The 24,763-nt window shown below is 71.0% G+C and carries 24 protein-coding genes; 15 read left to right on the forward strand and 9 right to left on the reverse strand.

Going from position 1 to position 24,763, the window contains the following annotated elements; all coding sequences use genetic code 11:
- Window positions 1-39 precede the first annotated feature (39 nt).
- On the reverse strand, window positions 40-396 hold the full coding sequence (locus ACFVH5_RS14855) for a PaaI family thioesterase (RefSeq protein WP_385834057.1): 357 nt from the start codon (window positions 394-396) through the stop codon (window positions 40-42).
- Window positions 397-572: 176 nt separating this feature from the next.
- On the opposite strand from ACFVH5_RS14855, the gene ACFVH5_RS14860 reads away from it, so the two are divergent.
- Together ACFVH5_RS14860 and ACFVH5_RS14865 are read left to right on the forward strand one after the other, a co-directional pair.
- Window positions 573-1,553, forward strand: a complete 981-nt coding sequence (locus ACFVH5_RS14860) for a zinc-binding dehydrogenase (RefSeq protein ID WP_385834059.1) — start codon at window positions 573-575, stop codon at window positions 1,551-1,553.
- 124 nt (window positions 1,554-1,677) lie between these two features.
- The gene (locus tag ACFVH5_RS14865; protein WP_385834061.1) at window positions 1,678-2,463 is read left to right on the forward strand and encodes an enoyl-CoA hydratase/isomerase family protein; all 786 of its coding nucleotides are present in this window, start codon (window positions 1,678-1,680) and stop codon (window positions 2,461-2,463) included.
- Between the two features lie 74 nt (window positions 2,464-2,537).
- On the opposite strand, the gene ACFVH5_RS14870 is transcribed toward ACFVH5_RS14865, so the two are convergent.
- From ACFVH5_RS14870 to ACFVH5_RS14880, 3 genes are all read right to left on the reverse strand, one after another.
- Window positions 2,538-3,320, reverse strand: coding sequence for a FadR/GntR family transcriptional regulator (locus ACFVH5_RS14870; protein WP_384815918.1), 783 nt, complete (start codon window positions 3,318-3,320; stop codon window positions 2,538-2,540).
- 129 nt (window positions 3,321-3,449) lie between these two features.
- The gene (locus ACFVH5_RS14875) at window positions 3,450-4,451 is read right to left on the reverse strand and encodes an NADPH:quinone oxidoreductase family protein (RefSeq protein ID WP_385834063.1); all 1,002 of its coding nucleotides are present in this window, start codon (window positions 4,449-4,451) and stop codon (window positions 3,450-3,452) included.
- A 67-nt stretch (window positions 4,452-4,518) separates the two neighbouring features.
- On the reverse strand, window positions 4,519-6,321 hold the full coding sequence (locus tag ACFVH5_RS14880) for a PucR family transcriptional regulator (protein WP_385834064.1): 1,803 nt from the start codon (window positions 6,319-6,321) through the stop codon (window positions 4,519-4,521).
- Between the two features lie 485 nt (window positions 6,322-6,806).
- Between ACFVH5_RS14880 and ACFVH5_RS14885 the strand changes: the two genes are divergently transcribed.
- From ACFVH5_RS14885 to ACFVH5_RS14905, 5 genes are read left to right on the forward strand one after another with little or no spacing between them, the layout of a single operon-like run.
- Window positions 6,807-7,982 (forward strand): ABC transporter substrate-binding protein, encoded by a 1,176-nt coding sequence (locus ACFVH5_RS14885; protein ID WP_385834066.1) that lies wholly within the window; start codon window positions 6,807-6,809, stop codon window positions 7,980-7,982.
- Between the two features lie 27 nt (window positions 7,983-8,009).
- Window positions 8,010-8,864 (forward strand): branched-chain amino acid ABC transporter permease, encoded by an 855-nt coding sequence (locus ACFVH5_RS14890; RefSeq protein WP_384815907.1) that lies wholly within the window; start codon window positions 8,010-8,012, stop codon window positions 8,862-8,864.
- Window positions 8,865-8,884: 20 nt separating this feature from the next.
- Window positions 8,885-9,943 (forward strand): branched-chain amino acid ABC transporter permease, encoded by a 1,059-nt coding sequence (locus ACFVH5_RS14895; protein WP_385834067.1) that lies wholly within the window; start codon window positions 8,885-8,887, stop codon window positions 9,941-9,943.
- Window positions 9,940-10,641 (forward strand): ABC transporter ATP-binding protein, encoded by a 702-nt coding sequence (locus ACFVH5_RS14900; protein WP_385834069.1) that lies wholly within the window; start codon window positions 9,940-9,942, stop codon window positions 10,639-10,641. The genes ACFVH5_RS14895 and ACFVH5_RS14900 overlap by 4 nt, the downstream gene beginning before the upstream one ends.
- Window positions 10,638-11,330 (forward strand): ABC transporter ATP-binding protein, encoded by a 693-nt coding sequence (locus tag ACFVH5_RS14905; RefSeq protein WP_385834070.1) that lies wholly within the window; start codon window positions 10,638-10,640, stop codon window positions 11,328-11,330. The genes ACFVH5_RS14900 and ACFVH5_RS14905 overlap by 4 nt, the downstream gene beginning before the upstream one ends.
- 96 nt (window positions 11,331-11,426) lie before the next feature.
- Here ACFVH5_RS14905 and ACFVH5_RS14910 read toward each other — a convergent pair whose 3' ends face one another.
- The gene (locus tag ACFVH5_RS14910) at window positions 11,427-12,440 is read right to left on the reverse strand and encodes an LLM class flavin-dependent oxidoreductase (RefSeq protein WP_385834072.1); all 1,014 of its coding nucleotides are present in this window, start codon (window positions 12,438-12,440) and stop codon (window positions 11,427-11,429) included.
- Window positions 12,441-12,534: 94 nt separating this feature from the next.
- Between ACFVH5_RS14910 and ACFVH5_RS14915 the strand changes: the two genes are divergently transcribed.
- From ACFVH5_RS14915 to ACFVH5_RS14925, 3 genes are all read left to right on the forward strand, one after another.
- On the forward strand, window positions 12,535-13,485 hold the full coding sequence (locus ACFVH5_RS14915) for an LLM class flavin-dependent oxidoreductase (RefSeq protein ID WP_385834073.1): 951 nt from the start codon (window positions 12,535-12,537) through the stop codon (window positions 13,483-13,485).
- A complete protein-coding gene (locus tag ACFVH5_RS14920; RefSeq protein WP_385834075.1) occupies window positions 13,482-13,667 on the forward strand; it encodes a hypothetical protein in 186 nt (61 codons plus the stop codon). The genes ACFVH5_RS14915 and ACFVH5_RS14920 overlap by 4 nt, the downstream gene beginning before the upstream one ends.
- A gap of 304 nt (window positions 13,668-13,971) precedes the next feature.
- Window positions 13,972-15,030 carry a phosphotransferase family protein gene (locus ACFVH5_RS14925; RefSeq protein ID WP_385834077.1) on the forward strand — a complete coding sequence of 353 codons (1,059 nt, stop codon included), beginning with the start codon at window positions 13,972-13,974 and terminating at the stop codon, window positions 15,028-15,030.
- A 57-nt stretch (window positions 15,031-15,087) separates the two neighbouring features.
- On the opposite strand, the gene ACFVH5_RS14930 is transcribed toward ACFVH5_RS14925, so the two are convergent.
- Window positions 15,088-15,540 carry a MaoC family dehydratase gene (locus tag ACFVH5_RS14930; RefSeq protein WP_385834078.1) on the reverse strand — a complete coding sequence of 151 codons (453 nt, stop codon included), beginning with the start codon at window positions 15,538-15,540 and terminating at the stop codon, window positions 15,088-15,090.
- Between the two features lie 221 nt (window positions 15,541-15,761).
- On the opposite strand from ACFVH5_RS14930, the gene ACFVH5_RS14935 reads away from it, so the two are divergent.
- A complete protein-coding gene (locus ACFVH5_RS14935; RefSeq protein WP_385834080.1) occupies window positions 15,762-17,003 on the forward strand; it encodes an acyl-CoA dehydrogenase family protein in 1,242 nt (413 codons plus the stop codon).
- A gap of 48 nt (window positions 17,004-17,051) precedes the next feature.
- Here the strand turns inward: ACFVH5_RS14935 and ACFVH5_RS14940 are convergent, their stop codons facing one another.
- Entirely contained in the window at window positions 17,052-17,606 is a 555-nt protein-coding gene (locus tag ACFVH5_RS14940) for a TetR/AcrR family transcriptional regulator (RefSeq protein ID WP_385834082.1), read from the reverse strand.
- 216 nt (window positions 17,607-17,822) lie between these two features.
- Here ACFVH5_RS14940 and ACFVH5_RS14945 point away from each other — a divergent pair, with 216 nt between their 5' ends.
- Window positions 17,823-19,478 carry an AMP-binding protein gene (locus tag ACFVH5_RS14945; protein WP_385834083.1) on the forward strand — a complete coding sequence of 552 codons (1,656 nt, stop codon included), beginning with the start codon at window positions 17,823-17,825 and terminating at the stop codon, window positions 19,476-19,478.
- 113 nt (window positions 19,479-19,591) lie between these two features.
- Here ACFVH5_RS14945 and ACFVH5_RS14950 read toward each other — a convergent pair whose 3' ends face one another.
- The gene (locus ACFVH5_RS14950; RefSeq protein WP_385834085.1) at window positions 19,592-20,011 is read right to left on the reverse strand and encodes a MaoC/PaaZ C-terminal domain-containing protein; all 420 of its coding nucleotides are present in this window, start codon (window positions 20,009-20,011) and stop codon (window positions 19,592-19,594) included.
- Window positions 20,008-20,454, reverse strand: coding sequence for a MaoC family dehydratase N-terminal domain-containing protein (locus ACFVH5_RS14955; RefSeq protein ID WP_385834086.1), 447 nt, complete (start codon window positions 20,452-20,454; stop codon window positions 20,008-20,010). The genes ACFVH5_RS14950 and ACFVH5_RS14955 overlap by 4 nt, the downstream gene beginning before the upstream one ends.
- Window positions 20,455-20,519: 65 nt before the next feature.
- Here ACFVH5_RS14955 and ACFVH5_RS14960 point away from each other — a divergent pair, with 65 nt between their 5' ends.
- From ACFVH5_RS14960 to ACFVH5_RS14970, 3 genes are read left to right on the forward strand one after another with little or no spacing between them, the layout of a single operon-like run.
- Entirely contained in the window at window positions 20,520-21,695 is a 1,176-nt protein-coding gene (locus ACFVH5_RS14960) for an acyl-CoA dehydrogenase family protein (RefSeq protein WP_385834087.1), read from the forward strand.
- A 1-nt stretch (window position 21,696) separates the two neighbouring features.
- Window positions 21,697-23,658: an AMP-binding protein gene (locus ACFVH5_RS14965; protein ID WP_385834088.1), complete on the forward strand. Its 1,962-nt coding sequence runs from the start codon at window positions 21,697-21,699 to the stop codon at window positions 23,656-23,658.
- Between the two features lie 37 nt (window positions 23,659-23,695).
- Window positions 23,696-24,763 carry an acyl-CoA dehydrogenase family protein gene (locus tag ACFVH5_RS14970; RefSeq protein WP_385834089.1) on the forward strand — a complete coding sequence of 356 codons (1,068 nt, stop codon included), beginning with the start codon at window positions 23,696-23,698 and terminating at the stop codon, window positions 24,761-24,763.

Genomic DNA, 24,763 nt, shown 5'->3' on the forward strand with positions numbered 1-24,763 from the left:
CCTCTCCCTCCACTGCGCCCCGTTTGGCCTCGCGCGGACTCACCTGGCGGGTGCCGGTACCGTCAGGTTCGCGAGACGTACCTGGCCGCGGGCTGTCAGGCGCCCGTCGTCGTCGACCACCTCGACCGACCAGAGCTGCTGCGTACGCCCCCGGTGGACGGGAACGGCCGAAGCGGTCAGCCGGCCGGAGCTGGCGGGCCGCAGGAAGTCGGTCTGGTTGGCGGTGCCGACGACTCTTCCCCGGTCACCCCACCACAGGGTCGCGCCGATGCTCGCGGCGGTCTCCACCAGGGCGCAGTACACGCCGCCGTGCACGATCCCGTGGCCCTGGAGGTGCTCGGGACCGATCTCGCAGGAGACCACCGCCCGGTCGCCGTCCCGCTCCAGGTACGTCATTCCGAGAGCCTGTCCCAGACCTGCGCCAGTCGGTTCGCCGTCCACGGACCGTCCCCTCGCCGTAGTGACAGCCCTGCGGGTCCAGGGCCGCGGTGCGTGTGAGTGTATCTTGCTTTAGGTCTGTTCTCGATATAGTTCTTTAGGTCTGACCTTTGATGTGATCGAGGGAGGTCGCGGTGCAAGCAGTTGTCCTGCGTACGTTCGGCGCGGCCCGGAACCTGCGCATCGAGGAGTACCCGAATCCCCGGCCCGAGCCGGGGTGGGCCGTGGTCCGTCTGCGGGCCAGCGCGCTGAACTGGCATGACGTACTGGTCCGGCAAGGCGTGTACCGGTCGCCCCTGCCGCACGTCCTCGGCGCGGACGGCGCGGGGACCCGGACCGACACGGGCGAGGACGTGCTGATCGTGCCGTCCCTGTGGTGGGGTGACGACGAGAGCGCGCCGGGACCCGACTGGCAGATCCTCGGCGACCACCGACCGGGCACGTACGCGGAACTGGTACGGGTGCCCACCGAGTGCCTGGTGCCCAGACCCGCCGGGCTGAGCTGGGCCGAAGCGGCCGCTCTGCCCCTGGTGGGCCTGACCTCCTACCGGGCGCTGTTCACCCGCGGCCGGCTCCGCGCGGGCGAGTCGCTCCTGGTGGTCGGAGCCGGTGGCGGCGTGGCCACGACGGCGGTCGCCCTCGCCACCGGGATCGGCGCCCGGGCCGTGGTGACCTCGTCCTCCGCCGAGAAGATCGAGCGCGCCCGGGACCGGGGCGCGGCCGGAGGCGTCCTCCATACGGAGACGGGCTGGGCCGAGTCGGCCAAGCGGCTGTCACCCGGCGGCAGAGGGTTCGACCTGGTGCTCGACCCGGTCGGGAGGTGGTCGGAGTCTCTGAGAGCACTGCGTCCGGGTGGGCGGCTGGTCGTCCTCGGCGCCTCCCACGCCGAGCAGGCGTCGCTGGACGTACGGAGCTTCTACTTCGGCCAGTTCGACCTGCTCGGGACCACGCTGGGCAGCCTGCGTGACTTCGGAGGGCTCACCTCGCTGCTCCGGAGCCATCGCATCGCACCGCCGGTGATCGACGCGTCCTTCCCGCTCGACCGGGCAGCGGCGGCGCACGAACACCTCGAAAGCGCACGGGGCTTCGGGAAGGTCGTACTCACCCAGGACTGACCGATCCCCCCGGCGAACCGGACCCGCGGTACGGACGGTGCGGACGGCATGGACCGTACGCATGACACACACGACACACATGACATGCGCGACACGCATCAGCGAAGTGGAAGGAAGGCGTCGTATGGGCGAGAAGTTGGTTCGTTACGCGGTGGACGAGGAAGGGGCCGCCTTTGTCACGCTGGATCATCCGCGGACGCGTAACGCCCTCGGTGACGAACTGCTCGACGACCTCATCGAGGCGCTGGAGCGGGCGCGCGACGATGGAGCCGCACGCGTCGTCGTGCTCACGTCGTCGCACGAGCGGATCTTCTCCTCCGGCGGGAATCTGAACGCGTTCGCGGACGACAGGACGGCCGTCGAGAAGTACGCCGGTCTCGACCGCTTCCCGCGCCTCTTCAAGCTGATCGGCGCTCTGGGCAAGCCCGTGGTGTGCGCGGCCAACGGAGACGTCCTCGCCGGGGCGTTCGGGCTCGCGCTCGCCTGCGATCTCGTCATCGCCAAGGAGTCGGTGCGCTTCGGGTGTCCCGAGATCAATGTCGGGGCGTTCCCCTTCATGATCTCCGCGCTCATCTATCGCAACGTCGACCGGATGAAGGCCAACGAACTGATGATGCTGGGCGACCTGATCACGGCCGGCGAGGCCCGTGGTCTGGGGTTCGTCAACAAGGTCGTCCCCGATGAGGACTTCGACGCGGAGGTCGCCGCGTGGGCGCACCGGATCGCCGCCAAGTCGCCGCTGCTGATGAAGCTGGGCAAGGACGCGATCAATGCGACCCGCGACCTGGCGCTCCACGAGGCACTCGACGCGCTGCAGGCCCAACTGGCCCTGGCGTTCACCACCGAGGACCTCGCGGAAGGCGTTCGCGCCTTCCGCGAGAAGCGCCACCCCGAGTGGCGCATGCGCTGATGCCCGGCGGTCGCGGGCCGGTGCGGCCGACGCCCGGGTGAGCCGATCAGCCCCGCACGCCGCTCACTTGCCGCTCACTTGTCGTCGGAGACCGTGATGTCGGTGCGCTCGTCGACCGCGAGCACGGCATCCGCGTAACCGTGCACATGGCGTGTCATACGGCGGGCCGCCGCCTTGGGGTCCTGGGCGCGGATGGCGTCGGTGATCGACTGGTGGGCCCGTACCGCCACGCGCCGCACCTCGGCGTCGACGAAGCGCTCGTTCTCCGTGGCGGCGTAGATCGCCCGGGACAGGGCGGCCATGAAGCCGGTGAGGAGTTCGTTGTGGCTCGCGGTCGCCACGGCCACGTGCCAGTCGACGTTGGCCTGGAGGAACGCGGCCAGGGTGCCGTGCTCGTCGGCGATCGCCTCGTTCGCGGCGTCGAGCGCCGCGAGGTCCTCCTCCGTGCGCTGCGTCGCGGCGAGCCGGGCGCAGTACGGCTCGATCGCCTCGCGGGTCTCCAACAGCGACGAGAGGCGGATCTGACGGCCGCGGATGAGGAGGCTCACGGAGCTGGCGATCGAGTCCTTGCCCGGCCGCTGCACGAAGGCGCCGCCCGCGCGGCCCGTCTTGATCCGGACCAGATCCTGCACCTCCAGGATGCGCAGCGCCTCCCGGACGGTGGTGCGGCTCATCTGTGTCTGCACCACGAGTTCGCGCTCCGGGGGCAGTGCGGTGCCCTCGTCGAACTCGCCGCTGAGGATGCGTTCACGCAGTTCGTTGGCGAGGACGTCCGACGCCTTCGGGACCTCCATGGGTGCGAGTCGAATCACGGACTGCCTGCCGCCGGACGGACGAGCGGCCGCTGTCTCGGACATGATTCTCCTGGCCTCTGGGTGGGGGGTGTGGGACTGTCGTGAGGATGGTCCAAGGGTCTGACCTAATCGCTCTTGAATCTATCACTCGGATTGTGTCACGGCTGTGCCGAACGCGTGCCGAGTACGGGCTCACAAGGAGCCGCCCCCGGCCCGCGTCCCGACGACGACCTTGCCGAGCGCGGCGCGGCGCTCGATCAGCCCGAGGGCCTCGCCGCCCCGCTCCAGTGGGAGGGACCGGCCGACGAGGGGCTTGATGCTGCCGTCGGCGGCCATCCGCTCCAGCGCGCCGTTCAGCGTCACCGCCAGGGCGGGATGCCGTTCGGCGTACGCGGCCAGGGCGACGCCGACCACGCTGAGGTCCCGCAGCAGCAGCCGGTTGACCTTGACGGTCGGGATGGAACCGCCGGCGAACCCGACCACCGCGAGCCGGCCGCCGACGTCCAGGGACCGCAGCGAATCGGTGAACCGGTCGCCGCCGACCGGGTCGACGACGACGTCCACTCCACGCCCGCCGGTGAGTTCGCGCGCCTGTGCGGCCCAGCCCGCGGTGGAGCGTACGACCTCGTCGGCGCCGGCCTCGCGGGCGACTTTCTCCTTCTCGTCGCCGGACACGACGGCGATCGACCGGCCGCCGAGCGCGCGCACCAGTTGGAGCGTCGCGGTGCCCACCCCGCCGGACGCCCCGTGCACGAGCACGTTCTCGCCCTCCGCCAGCCGTACGCGGTGGAGCGCGAACCAGGCGGTCGCGTAGTTGAGATAGAGGGCCGCACCCTCGGCCCAGCTCATCGAAGGAGGCAGTCTGACCGCGAACTGGGGCATGGCGAGGGCGCGTTCGGCCATCGCGCCCCAGAGGGTCAGCGCGGCGACCCGGTCACCGGGTACGAGGCCGGAGTCCTCCGGTGCCTCCAGCACCGTACCCGCGACCTCGCCGCCGGAGACGTACGGCGGACGGAGGCCGTGCTGGTAGGCGCCGCGGGTCTGCAGCAGGTCGGGGAAGGACACCCCGGCGGCGTGCACCTCGATCAGCAGCCGCCGGCCGTCCGCCCACGGGTGTGCCCCGGCGGGTTCGGGCACCTCGGCGACGGCGCCCCCGTCCGGCCCGGTCAGTTCTCGGATCACGAAGGCGCGCATCAGCGGCACCTCCGGACCCCGGTCGGAACGCGGTCGTTGCGGTCGCGGTTGCGGTCACCGTCGTGGGTCACGCGGTCCTTCTTCCGTCGTGGTCGGCCGCGGTCCCGTCGGGGGAGAGCAGCGCGGGATGGCCCTGGAGGCGCAGGACGAGCAGAGCCGTCTGCACACTCAGCTGGTCGCCGGCGTCCGCCAGTACGTCGAGACCGGTCAGGTCGTGCACCCGGGCGAGGCGCAGCCGGACGGTGTTCTCGTGCACGCCCAGTTCCACCGCGGACACGCGCACACTGCGCCCCGAATCGAACCAGGACCGCAGGGTCAGCAGCAGGGTGGTGTGGTGGGCGGTGGAGGTGAGGAGGGGGCCGAGGACGTCGTCGACATATCTGCGTACGGAGGCGGTGTCGCTGTTGGCCAGGAAGAGCCGGGCCGGGCCGAGGTCGTCCACGGCGAGGACCCGGGGCGAACGGCCCCCGGCGAACCGGCCGATGCACCGGGCGACCTCACGTGCCTCCCGGTAGGCCCGCGCCAGCCCCGACGGCTCGGCGACCGACGACACCCCGGCGGTCAGACCGTCACCCCCGGGATGCGCGGCGCAGACCTCGCGTACCGCCGACTTGACCCGGGCGGCCACCGCCGCGGCTCCGGCGTCCCGCGGTGACTCCACCAGCAGGACCAGTCCCTCCGAGCCGCGGGTCGTCAGCACATCGAGACCCAGCCGGCGCCGGATGCCGGTGGCCAGCCGCTCGTCGTCGGCGGGATCGTCGCACCGGGCGCCGGGCCCGGTGAGGTAGACCAGCACCCGGCGCGCGTCGATGTCGATGCCCAGGTACTCCCCGCTGCCCCGCAGGTCGGCCACGGTGGAGGTGCCGCGCACGAGCTGGCGGGCGAGGGAGGAGCGCGCGTTCCAGGCGACATCGGCCACGCGCTTCTGGACGGTGAACTCCGTCGCGGCGCACTCGGCGCCACGGCGTGCGACGAGCAGGTCGAAGGCCGTCAGCAGGGCGGGGTACTCCATGACGACGAGCCAGCCGAAGTGCCGGTCGCCGGCCAGCACCGGCGTGAGCACATGACGTCTGAGGAGGCCCGCCGCCGGCCGGGCGGGCACCACGGCCGGTTCGCACGGTTCACGCGGCGCGCAGGGTTCGTAGGGTTCGCTTTCGGGCCGTGCCCGGGCGCCGGCGAGTATCTGGTTCACCGGCTGGATCCGCACCTCGCCGCCGACAGGGCCGGCCGAGGTCACCAGCCGATGCCGTGCGTCGAACAGGGCGACGGCCTTGCCGGTCAGCTCCGCACAGGTCCGGACGAGTGCGGACAGTCCTCCCGGGCGGCCGACGAGACGGCTCAGCCGGCGTTCCGCCTCGCCGTCCCGCCGCAGGGCCTCGTGCCGGCGGGCCAGCTCCTCGTGCGCGGCGGCGAGCCGGCGGTTCGTCAGGACCCCGAGAACCGCCGCGCCCACCAGGTCGGCACAGTCGGACACCTGGTCCGGCAACGGCTCCTCGGCCCGGTGGTCCACGGGGTGATCGAGCAGGGCGAACCCGAGGAGTCCGGTGCCCGTGCCCGTGCTGGTGCCGGGGCCGCTCAAGGGGACCGCCAGCCGCGTGGTCCCGGGCCCGCCCCGCCGGTCCTCGCCCAGGACGCAGGGCCGGCCGCCGGCTCTCAGCAGTTCCACCAGCGGATCGTCCGGGCCCACGGATTGCCGGGGCCGCCGGGTCAGGCGTACGGGAGGTGAGGGATTCGGGCCGTCGAGCACGGCCTCGGCGTGGAACCGTCCGGTCGCCGCGTCGTGCAGGAACAGCCGGCCGCCCGTGAACCCCGCCGCGGCACAGAGCCGGCGGAGCGAGAGCCGCAGTACGGCCTCGTCATGGTTCTGCACCGCCTCTTCATGACCCTGCCCGTCGGACCCGGCCGCAACTGTCCCAGCCGTCACAGCTGTCCGCACACGTTCCACTGACGACGTCATGGGCCGCTCTTTTCCACAGGTGAGGTCGGAGTGCCGCGCAGCTGCCACAAACTCGGTGATTGGCCCAAAGTTAAAATGGTCGGATCGAAAAAACAATAGATCGGTAACCGGCCGACCATCGCCGAGACCACTGCGAGAGACCGTTACCGCCGGTCAGGGGCCTGGCCGATCGCATCGCACAGGGGTTCCGAGTCACCCCTCCACGGCACTTTTCGGCCTGCCTCTCCCTCCAAAGGGAGATGACAATCCCCCTTTGTGGAGACGCCCGCCGTGCGCAAGCCGCTCATCATCGGGTGGCGCAGGGTGTTCCGCCCTGATCCGCGTAGTCGAGTCCACGCAGTTGAGTAGGGGTACCGTCTGTGAACCACAGAATCATGCGGACGCTCGTGGCATGTTCGATGACCGGCACCGTCGCCGCGTGCGGCGCCTCCACCGGTGACACCGCCTCGTCGTCGGACGACAGTGTCATCAAGGTCGCCGTCATCCCGCCCAGCAGCGGCGCACTGGCCCAGTTCGGGTCCGACACGGCGAAGGGCTGGCGCTACGCCGTCGAGGAGGTCAACCGCAAGGGCGGCGTCGACGGCCACAAGATCGAACTCGTGGAGATGGACACCGACGCGACCCCGGCCACCACGCTGCGGGCGGCGCGCGAAGCCGTCCTCAAGAAGGGCGCCAAGTTCATCGGCGGAGTCATGACGTCCACCGAGCACGGTGCCCTCAACCGGCAGCTCGCCGGGATGAACGCCCTCTCGTTCAACAGCCTCGGCAAGGACGACGCGCTCACCGGCAAGGACTGCGTGGCGAACGCCTTCCGCGTCGTGCAGAGCAACACCATGGACGTCAACGCCCTCGCCGGCACGCTCAAGAACCTCCCGGGCGACAAGTGGGCGATCCAGGCCGTCGACTACTCCACCGGGCACACGGCGGCGAAGGTGTTCAAGGAGGCGGCGACCAAGGCCGGCAAGAAGGTCGTCCTGGAGCAGTTCGCGCCGCTGAACACCACCGAGTTCGGCTCCTACATCACCAAACTCAAGAGCAGCGGCGCGGACGCCCTGTTCGCCGTCGAGTACGGCGCCGACGGCGTCGCGTTCGTCAACCAGGCCGTCCAGTTCGACCTGCCCGCCGAGTTCAAGGCGGTACTGGGCTTCAACATGGTCTCCGAGCCGCTCTTCAAAGCCATGGGCGACAAGATCGTCGGCTTCTACAACAACGTCGGGTACGACGTGAAGGCCGACAACGCGCTGAACAAGAGCTTCGTCGACGGCTTCAAGAAGAAGTACAAGGAGACGCCCTACTACGTCGAGGCCGACGCCTACCTCGCCGCCCAGACGCTCTTCGCCGGGATCGAGAAGGCCGGCAGCGGCGACCCCGCCAAGGTGCGTACGGCCCTGGAGGACCTGAGCTTCGACAGCATCGTCGGCAAGGTCACCCTGCGCGGCGCCGACCACCAGCTGGTGCGCCCGTCGCACCTGGGCCAGGTCGAGAAGACCGGCAGCGGCCTCGCCTTCAAGACGATCGCCACGGCCCAGGGAGCCGACACCTCCCCGCAAGCGGACCCCGCCTGCAAGCTCTGACCCACCTTCACACGACGGGGTTGCACCATGGACTTCGCCCAACTGCTCAACGCGGTGGCCTTCGGGTCCCTGCTGATGATCCTCAGCTCCGGCCTCGCCATGATCTACGGCCTGCGAGGCGTGACCAACTTCGCGCACGGCGCCCTGTACATGGCGGGCGCCTACCTGGCCTACAGCGTCACCCAGCACCTCTCCTTCTGGTGGGCGCTGGTGATCGTGCCGCTCGCGCTGGCCGTCCTCGGGGCCGCGCTGGAACTGGTGTTCTTCCGCCGGCTCCAGGGACGCTCACCCATCGAGACCGGTCTGGTGACGTTCGGCCTCGCCATGGTCCTGGAACGCGTGATCGTCCTGATCTGGGGTGAGCGGACGCTCTCGGTGAACGCCCCCGCCGGGCTGGACGGCACCACCTCCCTGTTCGGCACGCACTACCCGACGTACCGGCTGCTGGTCATCGGGATCGCGCTGGTGATGGCGGTGGCCCTGGTGTGGTGGCTGCGGACGAGCCGGACGGGTCTGCACATCCGGGCCGCCAGCCACGACGTCGAGACCTCGTCCGTCATGGGCATCAACGTCGACCGGGTCAGCCTGGTCGTGGTGTGCCTCGGAGCGGCGCTCGCCGGACTGGCGGGCACGCTGGCCGCCCCGTACGTGTCGGTCGACCCGGGTATGGGCGTGGGCATCCTGATCAACGTCCTGATCGTCGTGGTCATCGGGGGAGTGGGCAGCATCGGCGGGGCGATGGTCGCGGGGATGGCCCTCGGCCTCGTCCAGACCATGGGGAGTGTCCTGCTGCCGAGCTACTCGGTGCTCGTCCCGTACGCGGCCCTCGTCGCCGTGCTGCTGTGGCGGCCCGCCGGGCTGGCCGGAAAGAGGCTGTCATGACCGACCGGAGAGAGGCTGTCATGACCGATACGACCCTCCGGCAGCCGCCGGCCGTGTCCGAGCCGGCCGCGGGCGACGGGGGCGCGGGCAGGAGGCGGTGGATCCGCGGCGCGGTGGTCGCCGTGGCGGTGCTGCTCGTCGGTCTCGCGGTGCCGCACCTCGGCCTGGACTCCTACTACATGGGCCTCGTCCTCAGCGGGGTGATCCTCGCCCTGCTGTCCCTGTCGATCGGCTTCCTGGCCAGGCGTCTCGGCCTGATCAGCCTGGGGCACACCGCCTTCTTCGGCGGCTCCGCGTACGCCCTGGGCATCGCGGTCACCCACTGGGGGTGGAGCCCGATGCCCGCCGCGCTCTTCGCCTTCGCGGCCGGCACCCTGCTGGCCCTGCTGATGGGCGTCCTGGTCGTACGGTCGTCGGGCATGGGCTTCCTGATGCTGACCCTGGCACTGGGACAGGCCCTCTACCAGTTCTCGACACAGTCGGTGGCCCGGCCCTACACCGGCGCGTACGACGGCCTGCAGCTCCAGTTCGGCGCCGATGACACCTTCCTCGGCATGACGGCACCGCAGCTCATGGACGCGGGACTGTTCTGGCCCGTCGCCTGGGTCGCGCTGGTCGTCTCGGCGGTCGCGCTGTGGGCCGCCGGACGGTCCCGGTTCGGGACGGTGCTGGAAGGCATCCGCGAGAACGAGGAGCGGATGCGGTTCTCGGGCTACGACACCTTCGTCCCGCGCCTTGCGGCCTTCGTCCTCTCCGGGGCCGTGGCATCCCTGGGCGGAGTGCTCTTCGCCCTCAACGCCGCCTATGTCTCTCCCGAGGTGCTGAGCTTCGTCAAGGCGGGTGACTCGCTGATCGCCACCATCGTGGGCGGCATGGGCACCTTGCTGGGGCCGGTCGTCGGAGCGCTGCTCTACACCTACGCCCAGGCCCGGTTCAACGTCTCGGGGAACCTGCCCCTCTACACCGGCGGCGCACTCGTCCTGGTGCTGCTGTTCCTCCCCGGCGGGGTCCTGGGAGGCCTGGAAGCGCTGCGCAGGCGCCTGCCGTTCCTGCCGGCCAGGAAGAAGGACCGCACATGACACTGTTCGAAGGATCGGCGGTGACCGTCCGGTACGGGGCGGTCAAGGCGCTGGAGAACATCGACATCCGGCTCGATCCCGGTGTCGTCCACGGGGTGATCGGTCCCAACGGCGCCGGCAAGTCCACCTTCATCGACGCCCTCTCGGGCCGTAAGCGGCCGTCCGCGGGCAAGGTCCTGCTGGACGGTGAGGACATCACGGCCCGGCCGGTCGGGTGGCGCCGGCTGCACGGAGTCTCCCGCTCCTTCCAGCGGACGAGCGTGTTCGCGTCGATGAAGGTCCGCGACCAGCTGGAGATGGTCGCCCGCCGGACCGGGGGGAAGGACCTCGACGACATCGTCGGCGCCCTCGGGCTGGGGCCGTTCCTCGGCCGGGTCTGCAGCGAGATCGCGTACGGGACCCAGCGCTCGGTCGACCTGGCGCTGGCGCTGATCGGCGAGCCCCGGGTGGTCCTGCTCGACGAGCCGTGCGCGGGGCTGGTGGCCGACGAGGCGGCGAGCATGCTCGACCACATCCGCTCGATCTGCAAGGACCGCGACGTCGCCGTGCTCCTGGTCGAACACGACGTGGACGGCGTCTTCCGCACCTGCGACGCGATCACCGTACTGAACCTCGGCAAGGTGCTGACCTCCGGCGCCCCCGCCGACGTACGCAAGGACGAAGAGGTCGTCCGGGCCTATCTGGGAAGTGCCGCATGAGCGTGGTGTTGGAGTTCAGGGATGTGCACGCGTCCTACAGCGGCGCGGTCGTGCTGCAGGGCATCGACTTCGAGATCGCCGAAGGGGAGTCGGTCGGGCTGGTCGGGCGCAACGGCGCGGGCAAGAGCACGGCCCTCACGTCGGTGTACGGCATCCCCACCGTGACCGGACACATCCTCGTCGGCGGCAAGGTCATGGGGAGGAAGCGGTACGAGCCCACCGCGCGGGGCGTCAGCCTGGTCCCGCAGGGCAAGCGCATCTTCCCCAACCTCACGGTCGAGGAGAACATCCTGCTCGGCCGGGCCTCGGGGCGGAAGGGACAGTGGACACTGGCCTCCGTGTACGAGCTGTTCCCCAACCTGGCCCGGGGGGCGGACCGGCCGGGCACCGCGCTCAGCGGCGGCGAGCAGCAGATGCTGGCCATCGCCCGCGCGCTGATGGCGGAACCCCTCCTGCTGATGCTCGACGAGCCCACCGAGGGACTGGCGCCCGTCGTCATCGACGAACTCGTCGGCGCGCTGCGGCAGATCCGCGAGCGGGGCACCGCCCTGCTCCTGGTGGAGCAGCACATCGGGATGATCCAGCAGCTCGCGGACCGCTTCCTCGCCCTGAGCAAGGGCGAGTTGGTGAGCCAGGGGCCGGTCGGTGAACTGGCGACGAGGGCGGTGCAGGAGCTGATCGCCCTCTGAGCGGCCGTCTCCGGGCGGTCGTCGGCCGGGGACGGTGGACAGCCCGGGTCCGGGCCCTCCACCGTCCCCGTCCGCCGTCCCGGGCCGAAGGTCCTGTCAGCGGGCGAAGGTCTCGATGATCGCCTCGGTGTTCTCCGCGACCCGTTCGGGGGTGAGGGTGAAACTCGGCGAGTACAGCGCGGCGTGGTCGTAGCGCTTCTCCAGTGCCGGGAGCGCGTCCCGGACCTCGTCGACGGTGCCCGCGACCGCCATCTGGTCGAGCATCGCGTCCGAGACCGCGTCGATCATCGCCCGGTGGTCGCCCGCGTGGAACGCGGTCCGGATCGCGGCTGCCTCGGCTCCGAACCCGGAGGCCTCCATCACCGGACCGTACGCCTTCGGGGCGGCGTAGAAGGCGATCTGGGCGGCGGCCTCACGGCGGGCGGACGCGGTGTCGTCGGCGATCGCGCAGATGACGACACCCTTCAGCAGGACGTCCTGCGGGGAACGCCCGGTCTTCGCCGCCCCGCGGGCGACCGCGGGCCCGACGACGTCCTCCAGGTACCGGTCGGTGACCGTGGGATGGCAGATCAGCCCGTCCGAGACCCGGCCGGCCACCTCGATCATCCGGGCGTTCACGCCCGCGGTGTAGACGGGGATCGTGGGACGCAGCGGCGGCTCGATGCCGGCCGTGGGCGTGATGTCCACGTGGTAGAAGCGGCCGTCGTGCTGGACCGGTCCCTCGTGCAGGCGCCAGAGCCGGCGCAGCAGGGGGACGAGCTCCTCCATCCTGGTGGCCGGTCCTTCGGCGTCCTTGATCCCGTGCCAGCCCTCCATCATCCGGCGGGTGCCCGTGCCGAGCCCCAGGGCGAGGCGGCCGTCGCTCATCTCGTCGAGGAAGCGGGCGTCGTTGGCGAGTACCAGAGGGGAGCGGCCCACGGCGTAGGCGATCGCGGTTCCCACTCCGATACGGGAGGTGGCCGCGGCCATCGCCGCCACGGAGACGACGGCGGAGCGGTTGAGGAACTCGCCGGACCACGCGGCGTCGAACCCGGCGGCCTCGGCGCGCTCGGTGATCCTCCGGGTCTCCTTCAGCCCTCCCGCGAGGACGGTGATACCGCGAGTGGTCATGTCTGTGGCCTTTCGTCCGAGAACCCAGCCGATAGTTTCAATGGTTAGACCTTATAGTGCAACAGGTGAATCACTGCAGAAAGGTGTCGGTCCCATGGCCCCGCTCACATCGACGTTCACGATGGGAATCTCGGATCAGGACGGCTTCACGACGCCGGACCCCCGGCGCAGACGCCGGCTGCTCGACCGGGTCGAGAAGGCCGGCCTCGACCATGTGTCCGTGGGCGACCACATCAGCTTCCACGACGGGTCAGGCTTCGACGGCATGATCACCGCGAACACCATGCTGTCCTCCCACGACAGGCTGTCGGTGCTCATCGGGATCTACCTGCTCGGCCTGCGCCACCCGATGGCGACCGCCCGGCAGCTGTCCACACTGAGCCAGGCGGCGCCCGGACGGCTCACGCTCGGCGTCGGCGTGGGCGGCGAGGACCGCCGCGAGGTGAGCAACGCGGGTGTCGACCCGAGGACCAGGGGACGGCGTCTGGACGAGGCCCTGATGCTGGTCCGGCGGCTGCTGGCGGGTGAGGAGGTCAGCCACCAGGGGGAGTTCTTCCAGCTCGACGAGGCCCGGATCCTGCCCGCTCCGGACCCGGGCATCCCGATCGTCATCGGCGGCAAGGGCGAGGTGGCGGTCCGGCGCACCGCGGAGTCGGGGGACGGCTGGCTCGGCATCTTCTGCTCCGCGCGCCGGTTCGCCGAGACCCGGGAGCGGATCCTCGACGCGGCCTCGGCCCTCGACCGGCCGACACCGTCGTGGTTCGGGGTGAACGTCTGGTGCGGCCTGGACGGCGATCCGCGGGTGGCCCGGGAACTCCTGGCCGCGAAGATGCAGGGGCTCTACCACCTGCCGTACGAGAAGTTCCGGTACATCGCCCCGGCGGGCACCCCGGAACAGGTCGCGGAGTTCCTGCTGCCGTTCGTCGAGTCGGGAGCCGGGCACATCACCGTCATCCCCGTCGGATCGAGCGTCGAGGCGGAGATCGACGCGGTGGCGGCGCTGCGGGAACAGCTCGGCACGGCCGTCGGTACCGCTCGGGAGTGATCGGAGCAGCCGGTACGCCGCCGCCGACCGGCAGACTGACGCCGGCGAGGTGGGCCGAGGGCGTCGCCGGCCAGGAACAGCGCGACCGCCGTGACGTCCTCGGCCTCGGCCTCGGTGACGTAGGTCCGGACCGTCACCGCGTCGTGGCCGGTGGCCCGGATCCGGTCGACCGTAGCCCGTAGCCCGTCCGCGCGTCGTGCGCCGACCGCCACGTCGGCGCCGGCCCGGGCCCATGGCGGCGGCGTGGGCGATGCCCGGCCCCGATGACGCTCCCGTGACCACCGCGGCCTTGCCCGCCGGGGAGAAGCGGCTCATCACGTCCGTCCCGTGAATCCGTTCTCCTTCGTGCTCCCGTGGCTGTCAGGCCCGAGGCCCCGGCCTTCGGCGCGGCCGGACGCGGCACTCCGGACGCGGCACTGTGGAGATCTCCAGTGCCCGTGGGGGCCGGTCTTGTCCGGTGAGGTTCAGGCCGGGGAGGTTTGCCGGGTGACAGTCGAATCCTCTGACGCATCCCGCGACCGGTCCCACGAGGCGCGGCTGCGGGCCAGGTTCACGGACGCCGTGGCGGCGCGATGGGCCGGAGCGGGCGTGGAAGGCCTGCGCAGACTGCCCGGCGGCGTGTCCAGCCTCACCTACGCCGCGACACTCGGGGTTCCCGGTGGGCACCCGAGACCGGTCGTCGTGAAGATGGCGCCTCCCGGCCTGGCTCCGGTGCGCAACCGCGACGTGCTCCGGCAGGCCCGGGTGCTCCGCGCCCTCGGTGCGGCGCCCGATGTGCCGGTCCCGTCCGTCCTGTTCGAGGACGACGGGGATCCGCCGCTCTTCGCGATGGACCTGGTGCCCGGCGACTCCTACGAACCGCTCCTCGACGTGAGCGCCGACCCTCCCGGCGCGGCGGTCGTCGACCGCAGAGCGCGCGCGGCGGCACGCGTCCTGGCACGGATGCAGTCGCGCGGTCCCGGGTCCCTGGGCATGACGGACGAGCCCGTCGTCACCGTGAAGGAGGAACTCGACCGCTGGGCCCTGCTCCTGGACACGGTGGACGACGACGTCTGCCCGGGCCACCGGGAGCTGTACGCCGCACTGGCCGACCGCATCCCGCGTTCCCTGCCGCCCGTGCTGGTGCACGGGGACTACCGGCTGGCGAACATGCTCTTCCAGGGCGACGCGCTGAACGCCGTCATCGACTGGGAGATCTGGTCGGTCGGCGATCCGCGGACGGATCTGGCGTGGCTGCTGATGCACACGGACCCCGTCCACCGTTTCGAGGAGACGCGCGACGGGGCCGACCTGGCCGCGGGGCGAGGCATGCCCGGCGGGGACGAACTGCTGGCGGAGTACGCGCGGGTGCGTCCGGTGCCGGCGGCCGGACTGGACTGGTTCCTGGCCTACTGCCACTACAAGACGGCGTCCACCCTGTCGGTGTTCGTGAAGCGCAACAGGCGGCGTCCGGATCCGGACGCCAGACTGGTCACCGCCGCCGCGAGCCTCGCCGCCGTCGTCCGGCGGGGCCGGAGCATCCTCGGGCGGGCCGGCCGGGGCTGAGGGCCCGGCCGGCCCGGTCCCTCACCCGGTCCCTCACCCGGTCCCCCAGGCGGTCCCTCAGTCGAAGTAGGCGATCACGGCGTCCGCCACGCAGGCCGGCCGCTCCCCGCCCTCGGTCTCGAAGGTCTGGGTGACGGTGAAGCGGGTGCCGCCCTCGATGGCGTCGGCCGCCTTCAGCGTCGCGCGCATCCGCAGCCGGGACCCCACCGGCACGGGGGAGATGAACCGCACCTTCTCGAAGCCGTAGTTGAGTCCCAGCGAGTGCCCGCTCAGCGAGTACAGCTCGTAGAGGAACTTCGGCCCCAGCGACAGCGTGTACAGCCCGTGCGCGATCGTGCCGTCGAAGCCGGCCTGACGGCCGCGCTTCGGGTCGACGTGGATGTCCTCGTGGTCGTCGGTCGCGGACGCGAAGGCGTCGATCCGGGCCTGCGTCACCTCGTGCCACGCGCTGGTGCCGATCTCCCGGCCGACGAGTTCCCGCAGTTCCGCGATGCCGCTCAGTTTCAACATGGCGCAGATCAGAACACGGAGCCGGCGTGAGGGAGGAGCGGGAGCGGACCGGGCGCTGTAGCGGTCCACAGTGGCCCGGCGCACGGTCGGGACCGGGGACGGCGGGACCGCCCTACGGTGAGCCCGAAACCGAAACCGAAACCGAAACCGGAAGCGGACAGGACCGGAAGCGGACAGGACCGGAACTGTACAGAACCGGAACTGGACAGGAGGGGCGCGTCATGAGCTGGTCGGTTCCCGAGGACGTCGTACGACTGGTGAAGGATCTCGACGTCTTCATCGACGCCGAGATCAAGCCGCTGGAGGACGAACACCCGCAGTTCTTCGACCACCGGCGGGAGTACGCCCGCACCGACTGGGAGCGCGACGGCTACCCGGCCGCCGCCTGGCGGGAGGTGCTCGCGGAGATGCGGCGGCGGGCCGACGCGGCCGGGTTCTACCGCTATCCGCTGCCCGCGGCGCTCGGCGGGCGCGACGGATCGAACCTGGCGATGGCCGTCGTCCGGGAGCACCTGACCACGCGCGGCCCCGGGCTGCACTTCCCGCACGCGGACGAGGCGTCCGTGGTGGCGAATCTGCCGCTGGCCCTGGTGCTGCACGAGTACGGGACGGCCGAGCAGAAGGAGCGGTACCTCGACCGGTACGTCCGGGGCGAGATCGAGATCGCCTTCGGGCTGACCGAACCCGAGCACGGCAGCGACGCCACCTACCTCCAGACCACGGCGGAACGTGACGGCGAGGACTGGATCATCACGGGCGAGAAGCGGTTCAACAGCCTCACGGACGCCGCCGAGGTCGACCTGGTCTTCGCCAGGACCTCGGGACAGGACGGCAAGGCCCAGGGCATCACCGCCTTCCTGGTGCCCACCGACGCGCCCGGCTTCGAGATCGTCGGCAACCACTGGACGTTCAACATGCCGAGCGACCATCCCGAGGTCCGCCTCACCGACGTCCGGGTACCCGCCGGCGCGGTGCTCGGCGAGCTCGGCCGGGGCCTGGACCTCGCCCAGCTCTTCGTCCACGAGAACCGCATCAGACAGGCCGCCTCCTCGCTCGGCGCGGCGCAGTTCTGCATCGACCGCAGTGTCGAGTACGCCCAGCGGCGCGTGGTCTTCGGCAAGCCCCTGCACGAGCACCAGGGGGTGCAGTGGCAGCTCGTCGAGCTGCAGACCGAGGCCGAGCTGGTGCGCAACACGATCCACAGGACCGCCGTGATGATGGACGAGCAGGGGAAGACGGCGGTCTCGGACAAGGTCGCCATGGTGAACATGCGCGGGAACCAGCTCGCCTGCACGGCGGCGGACCGGGCGATCCAGATCCATGGCGGGATGGGGTACACCCGGGCGCTCCCGTTCGAGCACATCTACCGTCACCACCGCCGCTACCGCATCACCGAGGGCACCGACGAACTGCAGATGCGCCGTATCGCGGCGGGCATGTTCGACTTCGGTTCCCGCCGCTGAAGGCCACGGTCCGAGGTCAGGGTGGGTTGAGGTCAGCACGGGCCGAGGTCAGGACGGTTCGAAGGACTCGAATCCGTGGGACAGCAGCCGGAACAGGAGGGAGTTGACGTCGGCACCGTCGAGGGCCCGCGCCGGCCAGTAGGACAGGGAGAAGACCATGCCGAGGCAGGCCTGTGTCATCGAGGCGATCTCCGCGTCACCCAGGTCCGGGAACCGCTGCGCGAACAGCGCTTCCCAACGGCTGGTGTACTGGCCCCTGCGACGCGTGAACGATCGTTTCCACGGGTCGACGAGTGAGCGCACCTCGCGCTGGTAGAGGTTGACCAGGTGCCGGTGCCGCGCGGCGAAGTCGATGTGGTGCTCCAGCGCACGCCGAAGATCACGGGCCGGATCGCCGTGCACGGGTACGGTGGCGCTGATCAGTTCGTCCATCGCCTCGTTGAGGAGCGTGGCGAGGATTTCGTCCTTGCCCGAGAAGTGGCGGTACAGGGAGGGGCCGCTGAGGCCCGCGCGGGCGCCCAGTTCATCGACCCCGACTCCGTGGAAGCCCTTCTCGTAGAACGCCGTGGCCGCGGCGTCGAGGATGGCCCGGTCCCTGCTCATCAGCCGAAGTCATCTCCTGTGAACGGTCGTTGGGCGGACGTCGTCGCCGGGACACATTAACGCACCGTCCGTGGCGGAGGACCGCGCCGGAACACGCGGGAGCGGGTGGCCGCACAAGCATTGTCGTAAACGGTCTTACCATTGTACGGTGCCAACCATATAGCCATCCATACTCCCGTCCGGGCATGAACAGCGACAGGTAGGCAGGCGAATCACATGTCAATGGCGACGGTGCGCGAGCGGTTCACCGAGGAGCAGATCCAGAGCTACTACGCCGACGGTTCCTGGTGCGACTACAACTTCTTCGACGCTCTCGAACGTCAGGTGCGGGAGCGGCCCGACAAGGTGTTCGTGACGGACTCCACCACCTCGTACACCTTCAGGGAGCTGCGGGACGCGGCTCTGCGTCTCGCGGTCGGTCTGGTGCGCCGGGGTGTCGCGCCGGGTGACCGGGTGACCGTCCAGGTGCCGAACTGGACCGAGTTCGTGGTCATCTCCCTGGCGGTCTCCCGGGTGGGGGCGCTCATCGTGCCGATCATGCCGATATACCGGCGCGACGAGGTCGGCCACATCGTGGGAAGCGCCGGCCCCAAGGTCGCCTTCACCACCGGCCGCTACCGCGGGTTCGACCACGACGCCATGTTCCTGGACATGGCCGGGGACAGTCCCACGCTCGACACGGTGATCGTGGTGCGAGGCGAGCGGACGACCGAGGGCAGCCTCCGGTACGAGGACGTACTGGCCGAGGTCACGCCCGAGGAGGCCGAGGCCGAACTGCCCGCGGCGCCCGGCCCCGACGAGCCGTGGGTCATCGTCTTCAGCTCAGGAACGACGTCCCGGCCGAAGGGGTGCGCGCACACCTTCAACACCATGGCCACCGGCGCGCGACTGCTCGGCCGGGGCTGGCACTACACCGACGAGGACGTGCAGTTCGGGCCCTCCCCGATCACGCACACCACCGGCCTGGTCACCAGCGTCATCCTGCCGCTCATCCACGGCGCCTCCTCGCACATCATGGAGAAGTGGGAGCCGCGCGAGGGCCTGGCGCGGATCGCGAAGTTCCGCTGTACCGCGGCCGTGACCGCCACCACGTTCCTGCAGATGCTGCTCAACGCCTACGACCCGGACGTCCACGACGCGGGCAGCATGCGGTTCTGGACCTGCGCCGGCGCGCCGATCCCCGGCACGTTCGTGCAGCGGGCCGTGGCCACGCTGCCGGACATGCGGGTGCTCAGCCTCTACGGCCGCACCGAGAACATCACGACCACGATGTGCACGCTCGACGACGATCCGGCGCGGTCGGTCACCTCCGACGGCAAGGCGCTGCCGTTCCAGGAGGTGCGCATCGTGGACGGACAGGGCGAGGAGGTGCCGCGTGGCACGGAGGGCGACATCGCCTACCGGGGCGCCATGAACGCGCTGGGGTACATCAACCAGCCCGAGGAGACCGCGAGCATGTTCACCGCCGACGGGTTCTCCCGCTCCGGCGACCTCGGCGTGATGGACGACGACGGATACGTACGGGTGACGGGGCGGCTCAAGGACATCGTGATCCGCGGGGGCCTCAACATCAGCGTCCGGCAGGTCGAGGACCTGCTCTCCGCGCACCCGGCCGTCGGCGAGGTGGCCGTGGTCGGCATGCCCGACGAGAAGATGGGTGAGAAGGTCTGCTGCTACCTGGTGCCCGCCGCCGATGCCGAGCCGCTGACCCTGGAGGAGATCAGGGACTACCTCCTGGGCGAGGGGCTGGCGATCCAGAAGGTCCCCGAGCGGCTGGAGATCATCGCGGCGCTGCCCTCCACGGCCACCGGCAAGATCCAGAAACATGTGCTGCGGAGCGACATCGCCGACAAGCTGAAGGCCGGGCGTTGATCGGTCCTTCCGCGGCGGTGGCCGCGCCGCCCGTGACGGTGGCCAGCGAGGCGCCGGGGCCCCGGCGGTCTCCGTCCCGCGGCTGCGGAGCGGTGACCGCCGGGGGTGCGTACTCAGTTGTCGGCGACCACGATCACCGCGCGGCCCGACACGAGCGTCGTACCGTCCCTGGTCGCGGCGAGTTCCATCGTCGCCAGGGTCCGGCCGCCGTCCCCCGGTGCGAGCGAGGTGACCTCCCCGGACAGTTCGACGACGTCCCCGATCGCCAGGGGCGCGGTGAAGCGGACGCCGTACTCCCGCAGGTTCTCCACCCCGCACCAGTCGGTGAGCCAGGCGGCCAGCAGTCCGGCCGTCAGCTGCCCCATCGCGATCGGCCGGTCGAAACCGGCAGCGGCGGCGAAGGCGCCGTCGTGGTGCAGCGGATTGAAGTCACCGCCGGCACCGGCGAAGCGCACGATGTGCGTCTGGGTGAGGGGGCCGACGCGTCGTGACGGGGGACGGTCGCCCACGCCCGCCCCCGGCGGGGTCCTCATGACCGTCCCCTCTCGATCAGCACCTCGCGCTGGATCACGGCGAGTTCGCCCCGCCCGTCGACGAATGCGGTCTCCAGCGTGATCAGTCGCATGGTGCCGCCGCGGCGCCCTTCGCGCGTCTCGTCGCCGACGACACGACGAGTGCCCCGCAGGCTGTCCCCGGCCACCAGGGGGCGCCGGTAGAGCCAGTCCACCGACCCCACCACGACCCGGCTCAGTTCCAGGCCGAGTTTCTCCACGAAGGCCCGCTGGTCGCGGTGGTGACCGGCCACCACCACATGGGTGGCGGTGGCCGGGGTGCCGGAGAACCCGTTCTCCGCGGCGAGTCCGGGGTCGGTGTGTACGGGGTCGTCGGTGCGCGTGGCGCGGACGAATTCGAGGATCTTGCCCCGTTCGACGTCGAAGGCGACCCTGTCGACCACGGTGTCGATCAATGTATTCATACACAGACTCCTTTTGGTCTGACCTATAGTATGGTTTCGCGAACCTGACCGACAAGGCGGTGACCATGGATCTGTCCGACGCTCCCGACGAGGCCCGGTTCCGGCAGGACGTCCGGACCTGGCTGCGGAGCAGCCTTCCCGCGCTCCCGTGGCCGGAGCCCGCCGACCTGATGGAGAAGGCGCCGTTCTGGCGCCGGTGGCAGCGGATGCTCTTCGACGCCGGCTACGCCGGCCTCACCTGGCCGAAGGAGTACGGCGGACAGGGACTGGACGAGCGGATGCGCGCGCTCTTCAGCGAGGAGTGCGATCACGCCGGGGCGCCGGAGCGGCTCAACACCGTCGGCGAGGACTTCACGGGGCCGACCATCGCGCACTTCGGCACCGCCGCGCAGAAGGAGCGCCACCTGCGCCCCATCCTGAGCGGCGAGGAGATCTGGTGCCAGCTGTTCTCCGAGCCGGACTCCGGCTCGGATCTGGCCTCCCTGCGCACCAGGGCGACCAAGGTGGACGGCGGCTGGCGGATCACGGGACAGAAGATCTGGACCAGCCGAGCCCAGCTCGCCGCCCACGCGATCCTGCTGGCGCGCACCGGCGGAGGCGAGCGGCACAAGGGCATCACCTACTTCCTGCTGCCCATGGACAGTGCGGGTGTCACCGTCAGGCCGCTCGCGCACATGCTCGGCGAGGCCGAGTTCAACGAGGTGTTCCTCGACGACGTCTTCGTGCCCGACGACGCCGTGGTGGGCGAGGTCGACGGCGGCTGGAAGGTCGCCATGGCCACCCTCGGCTTCGAACGGGTCGCCATCGCCACCGGCCGGGTCAACACCACCAAGGCCGTCGAGGACATCGTCGCCGACGTCCGCGCCAAGAAGGCCGCCGACGGCAGCCGCCTCGGTGCCGACCCCCATGTGCGGCAGAAGGTCGCCGATCTGTGGGGGCGGGCGCTGGTGCACCGCGCGATCGGCCAGCGGGTCGTCTCCGGCGCGGTGTCCGACGGTCCGCCCGGCCCCGTGACGTCGATCGGCAAGCTCTACTTCTGCCCGCTCGTGGAGGACCTCGCCGACTTCCGGCTGTCCCTGGAGCCGCTGGGCGACCAGTTCGCCCTGGAGGACGAGCACGCCGGGGCGCAGTGGTGGCTGCGGCTCGCCAACCAGGCCCGGGGCACCGCGATTGCCGGCGGTTCGACCTTCATCCAGCGCAACATCGTCGCCGAGCGGATCCTCGGCATGCCGAGGAGCTGACGTGACCTACACCTGGCATCCGTCGCGGGACTACCTGGAGCACTCCAACGTCGCCCGGCTCATGCGTACGTTCGGCGCGTCCACCGCGGACGAACTGCGCGCCCGGTCGGTGGCCGACATCGGCGGTTTCTGGGGCGCGGTCGCCGAGGATCTCGGCATCGAGTTCCGGACGCCCTACACGGACGTGGTCGACCTCGGCCGCGGTATCGAGTACCCGGACTGGTTCACCGGCGGACACCTCAACATCGTCGACGCGGCACTGACCCGCTGGGCCCGCGAGACGCCCGGCACCGCCGCCGTCGTGCACGAGAACGAGGACGGCACGGTACGCACGCTGACCTTCGCCGAACTGGACGACCGGGTGGCGCGGGCCCGCGCGGGTCTGCGGGCCCGGGGCATCGGCAAGGGCGACGCGGTCGCCCTCTACCTGCCGATGACGCCCGAAGCCGTCATCGCGATGTACGCGGTGGCGAGCATCGGAGCGACGGCCGTGCCCCTGTTCTCGGGGTTCGCCGCCACCGCGATCGCCTCACGCCTCCAGGACGCAGGGGCGAAGGCGGTCGTCACCGCCGACGGCACGGTCCGCCGCGGCAGGAGCGTCGGCATGCTCCCGCAGCTGGAGGAAGCACTGACGTCGTGCCCGGACGTGGAACTCGTCGTGGTCGTGGACAACCTGGACCCCTCACCCCACCCGCGCGAGGCCGCCGGGCGGCCGGGCCGGACGGTCTCCTGGCGGCACCTCCTCGACACCCGCCCCGATCCGGAAGCGGAGGACACCGACGCCTCGGACGTACTCCTCCTCGCCTACACCTCCGGCACCACCGGCAGGCCCAAGGGAGCCGTGCACACCCACGCCGGATTCCTGCTGAAGACGGCGAGCGAGGTGGCGTACGGATTCGACATCACGCCCGGCCGGACCTTCTGCTGGATCACCGACATGGGCTGGATCATGGGCCCGCTCTCGATCTTCGGCACCCACGCCAACGGCGGCACACTGCTGCTGTACGAGGGCTCGCCCGACGTGCCCGGCACCGACCGGCTCTGGCGGCTGGTCGAGCGGCACCGGGTGTCCATGCTCGGCGTCTCCCCGACGCTGATCCGCACCCTGAAGGCGGCCTCGCCTGAGCCGCCCGCCCAGGACCTGTCCTCGGTACGGGTCCTCGGATCGACGGGTGAGCCGTGGGACCCGGAGTCCTACGAGTGGCTGGCCCGCGACGTCTTCGGCAGCCGGGTGCCCGTCATCAACTTCTCCGGCGGCACCGAGGTGGGCGGCTCGTTCCTGTGCCCCTATCCCGTGGAGGACATCCGCAGCTGCTCACTGGGCGGCCCGGCGCTCGGCATGGACGTCGACGTCGTGGACGACGACGCCCGCCCCCTGCGGGGCAGTGTCGGCGAGCTGGTGTGCCGTCAGCCGTGGCCCGCGATGACACGGGGGATCTGGCACGACGACGCGCGCTACCGCGAGGCGTACTGGTCCACGTTCCCCGGCCTGTGGCGGCACGGCGACCACGCCCTGGTCGACGAGGACGGCGGCTGGTTCATCCTGGGCCGCTCCGACGACGTGATGAACGTGGCGGGCAAACGCGTCGCGCCGGCCGAGATCGAGTCGGTGCTGGCCGTCGACCCGGCGGTCGCCGAATCAGCGGTCGTCGGCATTCCCGACGCCACCAAGGGCGAGGCGGTGTGGGCCTTCTACGTCCTGCGGGCCGGGGGCGACGCCGAGGACGGGGACGAGGCACTGGTGTCGGCGCGGCTGCGCCGGCGGGTCGCCGAGGAGGTCGGCAAGCCGTTCGCACCCTCCCGGGTGATCCGGGTCGGGCAGCTGCCGAAGACCAGGTCGGCCAAGATCCTGCGCCGCGCGGTCCGGGCGGCGGTGCTCGACGCGGACCCCGGCGATCTGTCCGGCGCGGAGAACCCGGAGGCGGTCGACGAGATCCGCGTACAGGTCAAGGCCCTCGGGTGAGCCCCCGGCCGGAAGAGGCAGAGGAAGAGGACATGCGATGCAGTGGGAACTGACCGAGGAGCAGGACGCGTACCGGCGGACGCTCCGGGACTGGCTCACCGACGTGGCGCCCTCGGACGTGGTGCGCCGGTGGCTCGACGACGAGGACGACTCGGTCTTCGAGTCGCGCTTCGTGGACGCCGGCTGGGCCGGGGTCGGGCTCGCCGAGGAACTGGGCGGTCAGGGCGGCGGCCTGGTGGAACTGGCGCTGACCGCCGAGGAACTCGCCCGGGCCGCGGCCCCGTCGGCCGCCTGGCTGGCCACGGCCCTGGCGCTGCCCGCCCTGGCGGGACGCCCGGACCTGGCCGGGGCCGCGTCGGCCGGTGACACGGTGGCGCTGCTGGTACCGGCCGAGACGGTGCCCGACGAGGCGCCCTCGCTGTGGTCGGACGGCGAGGGCGTCCTCACCGGCAGGGCGCCCCGGGTGCTGGCCGGTGACTCGGCCGCCCGGTTCGTCGTACCGGTGGGGGAGGGGGACGCCAGGCGGCTGCGGCTCGTCGAGGCCGCCGCCCCGGGGATCGGGATCGGGGCCCGGCCGCTCCTCGACCGCTCCCGGTCGGTCGCCGACGTGACACTCGACCGCGTACCGTCCGTGCCGCTGGACGTCGACGCGGCCGAGGTGCTGCGGCAGGCGTCCGCCCGCGCGGCCGTCCTGGTGGCCGCCGACTCGCTGGGCGCCACCGAGCGCATGCTCGACCTCGCCGTGGAGTACAGCAAGCAGCGTCACCAGTTCGGGGTGCCGATCGGCTCGTTCCAGGCGGTCAAGCACGCGGCAGCCGACATGCTCGTCGGTGTCGAGGCGGCCCGCTCGGCGGTCTACTTCGCCGCCGCGTCGGTGGAGAGCGGCCATGCGCAGGCGCTGCTGCACGCGGCGGCGGTCAAGGCGCAGGTCACCGCCGAAGGGGTGCGCGGCGCCGACAGCGCGCTCACGCTGCACGGCGCGATCGGTTACACGTGGGAGCACGACCTGCACCTCTTCTACAAGCGGGCCAAGCTCGACGAGCAGTTGTTCGGTGCCCCGGCGGTCTGGAACGAGCGCATCGCGGACGGTCTCGCCCTCGTTTAA

Source organism: Streptomyces sp. NPDC127119 (genome assembly GCF_042677425.1).
Lineage (GTDB): Bacteria > Actinomycetota > Actinomycetes > Streptomycetales > Streptomycetaceae > Streptomyces.

Excerpts from the sequence above, each read along its gene's own strand:
- ACFVH5_RS14915 (WP_385834073.1), top strand. The coding sequence starts at position 12,535 with ATGGCCCCGCTCACATCGACGTTCACGATGGGAATCTCGGATCAGGAC.
- ACFVH5_RS14970 (WP_385834089.1), top strand. The coding sequence starts at position 23,696 with ATGCAGTGGGAACTGACCGAGGAGCAGGACGCGTACCGGCGGACGCTC.
- ACFVH5_RS14910 (WP_385834072.1), bottom strand. The coding sequence starts at position 12,440 with ATGACCACTCGCGGTATCACCGTCCTCGCGGGAGGGCTGAAGGAGACC.
- ACFVH5_RS14855 (WP_385834057.1), bottom strand. The coding sequence starts at position 396 with ATGACGTACCTGGAGCGGGACGGCGACCGGGCGGTGGTCTCCTGCGAG.
- ACFVH5_RS14940 (WP_385834082.1), bottom strand. The coding sequence starts at position 17,606 with ATGAGCAGGGACCGGGCCATCCTCGACGCCGCGGCCACGGCGTTCTAC.
- ACFVH5_RS14945 (WP_385834083.1), top strand. The coding sequence starts at position 17,823 with ATGTCAATGGCGACGGTGCGCGAGCGGTTCACCGAGGAGCAGATCCAG.
- ACFVH5_RS14885 (WP_385834066.1), top strand. The coding sequence starts at position 6,807 with ATGACCGGCACCGTCGCCGCGTGCGGCGCCTCCACCGGTGACACCGCC.
- ACFVH5_RS14900 (WP_385834069.1), top strand. The coding sequence starts at position 9,940 with ATGACACTGTTCGAAGGATCGGCGGTGACCGTCCGGTACGGGGCGGTC.
- ACFVH5_RS14890 (WP_384815907.1), top strand. The coding sequence starts at position 8,010 with ATGGACTTCGCCCAACTGCTCAACGCGGTGGCCTTCGGGTCCCTGCTG.
- ACFVH5_RS14950 (WP_385834085.1), bottom strand. The coding sequence starts at position 20,011 with ATGAGGACCCCGCCGGGGGCGGGCGTGGGCGACCGTCCCCCGTCACGA.
- ACFVH5_RS14935 (WP_385834080.1), top strand. The coding sequence starts at position 15,762 with ATGAGCTGGTCGGTTCCCGAGGACGTCGTACGACTGGTGAAGGATCTC.
- ACFVH5_RS14955 (WP_385834086.1), bottom strand. The coding sequence starts at position 20,454 with ATGAATACATTGATCGACACCGTGGTCGACAGGGTCGCCTTCGACGTC.
- ACFVH5_RS14930 (WP_385834078.1), bottom strand. The coding sequence starts at position 15,540 with ATGTTGAAACTGAGCGGCATCGCGGAACTGCGGGAACTCGTCGGCCGG.
- ACFVH5_RS14895 (WP_385834067.1), top strand. The coding sequence starts at position 8,885 with ATGACCGATACGACCCTCCGGCAGCCGCCGGCCGTGTCCGAGCCGGCC.
- ACFVH5_RS14870 (WP_384815918.1), bottom strand. The coding sequence starts at position 3,320 with ATGTCCGAGACAGCGGCCGCTCGTCCGTCCGGCGGCAGGCAGTCCGTG.
- ACFVH5_RS14875 (WP_385834063.1), bottom strand. The coding sequence starts at position 4,451 with ATGCGCGCCTTCGTGATCCGAGAACTGACCGGGCCGGACGGGGGCGCC.
- ACFVH5_RS14905 (WP_385834070.1), top strand. The coding sequence starts at position 10,638 with ATGAGCGTGGTGTTGGAGTTCAGGGATGTGCACGCGTCCTACAGCGGC.
- ACFVH5_RS14865 (WP_385834061.1), top strand. The coding sequence starts at position 1,678 with ATGGGCGAGAAGTTGGTTCGTTACGCGGTGGACGAGGAAGGGGCCGCC.
- ACFVH5_RS14960 (WP_385834087.1), top strand. The coding sequence starts at position 20,520 with ATGGATCTGTCCGACGCTCCCGACGAGGCCCGGTTCCGGCAGGACGTC.